The organism is Acetobacterium fimetarium (assembly GCF_014284475.1).
GTDB lineage: Bacteria > Bacillota > Clostridia > Eubacteriales > Eubacteriaceae > Acetobacterium > Acetobacterium fimetarium.
Genome location: NZ_WJBC01000063.1, coordinates 1 through 1,895, shown reverse-complemented (window position 1 = coordinate 1,895; position 1,895 = coordinate 1). Strand labels below are relative to the sequence as shown.

The window sequence follows — 1,895 nt, the reverse complement described above, 5'->3', positions numbered from 1 at the left end:
GAGGACACGATCTTGCAGGAGGGGTTCTCTGGGGCCTTTCTCTTTCTCTAGGTTAATGTCATTATACAGAGCAACTCCCAGACATTCAAGTCAATCATTTTTAGGTCAATTTAGTTGGTCAAAAACATTTATGTAAACCGATACGGCGATTTATGTGAAAGGAATAGTTTCTACAGCAACGTTTACTTACATTATGAACAAGCATTCCAGGTTGGTATTGAGGAGGTCAATGAGCGGATTAAAAAACTTCAGGACAAGGATATTGATTATCAGAATGATGAAATGGCGACCTTTATTAGAAAACAGATTTATTACCATTTTGTCATTCATGAATTGATCATTATGGAAGCGATTGATCAATTTGAACGCAAAATCGTTCAGCAGTGTTATAAAACAAAAGTTATGGTTTCAGAAGAGACCGACTTGTATCAGTTATGCAGAGACCATAGTCTCAGTATCGACTATATATTTGACGATCAGGGAAATCTGATCGAACGCCATGAAATGAGACTGGAAGGACTGCAATACTTGAGAATGCCAAATGATTATCAAGAAAATGCCAGGCGCTTATTTTCAGTAGGAGACGTCGTCAGGGTGAAGGAAAAACAGCGATATGGTTTTGCCACGGACAACCATTATGTCGTGGCAAGTGTGCCCGGATTGTTAAGAGACGCTGAAAATATCTTTAGCTGGGAAAATATCTATGCGTTGGACTTTGTCTATATTGAAGACGGAAAGCTCTGGAATGAATATGACACCTTTCATGAGTCTCAAATAGAAAAAGTCGAGGATGATTTGATCTGTCAACAGGTAAGAAGATTAATGGCAATGGCTGAATATAAGAGCTGAGTCGTGTTTATATTCAGCCGTTGAGCAATCTATTTCATTAACCAGGTTGCCAATCCCCGTTATGGCGGCCTGAATGATTGGTCCGGTCGGCGCCAGACTTTTATAGACACTCGTGATAAAACAGTACCGGCCCTTGCCGCATGATCTGCAGCAAAGGCCGGTACGTTTTTTTATCCTAAGACATGATCAGGTCGACTGACTGGTTGAATGATCGCACGTAGATATCGCGATTTTCAGCTGTCATTTCGCCGCTTTCGAATTCATTGAGCAAACCGGCGAAGGAGTACACCAGCAGCCGGTTGACCAGGTCGTACTGGCTCAGCGTCGCCGGATCCTTTTTAAAACTCAGTTCCCAGGTATCCTTCATGTAAGCGAAAATATGGTTGGTCATATCCCGCATCATGCCGGCCATGGTGGCAACCTTCGGGTTCTGGTAATCGGTGTCGGCCTCGTAGGTGGAATGGTCGGAAATATTGAGCCGACCCTGATCCTGCAGGGCTTTGTAGGAGGCACTGCCCTGGAGAATGATCATATGATGATAGAGCACGTTGACGCTGATTTCGAGCTTTTCCAGCAGATCATTGCGCTTCAGGAAGTCATAGTTGATTTTGAGATCTTCGATGGTGGAGTCTGGCTCGAACATGATAAAACCGACGCTGGGCTCGATGCCGTATTTTCGTAAAATGCGCAGAGCTTTTTCATTGTCCGATACGGAAGTCAACTTGTTCAGGCGTTTGAGCGATTCATCCCGGCCGCTTTCCAGACCAATCAGGATATGACGCAGGCCGGCATCCACCAGGGCGGCGATGGTTTGCTCTTCGATATCGTTAACCCGGGCTTCAATACCGAAAGTGATGTTTCGCTCCTTCAACAGGGCGGCGAGTTTGAGGACCCGGTCTTTGCCCGCATTGCCCGGGTTATCAGGGGGACGGTTCTCTTGTGTCCTTTGGTGATCTGGGGCTATTCACTGAAGACCCTTTTTCATGCCTTTCTGACGACACCAAAACTGATTCCAGTCAATCGTTCAATCTGCCGGATCGACAACC

The 1,895-nt window shown here is 45.3% G+C and carries 2 protein-coding genes; one reads left to right on the top strand and one right to left on the bottom strand.

Going from position 1 to position 1,895, the window contains the following annotated elements:
- Positions 1-114: 114 nt before the first annotated feature.
- On the top strand, positions 115-849 hold the full coding sequence (locus GH808_RS15010) for a hypothetical protein (RefSeq protein ID WP_186843592.1): 735 nt from the start codon (positions 115-117) through the stop codon (positions 847-849).
- A gap of 175 nt (positions 850-1,024) precedes the next feature.
- On the opposite strand, the gene GH808_RS15005 is transcribed toward GH808_RS15010, so the two are convergent.
- Positions 1,025-1,720, bottom strand: coding sequence for a radical SAM protein (locus tag GH808_RS15005; protein WP_243166243.1), 696 nt, complete (start codon positions 1,718-1,720; stop codon positions 1,025-1,027).
- Between the last annotated feature and the right edge of the window lie 175 nt (positions 1,721-1,895).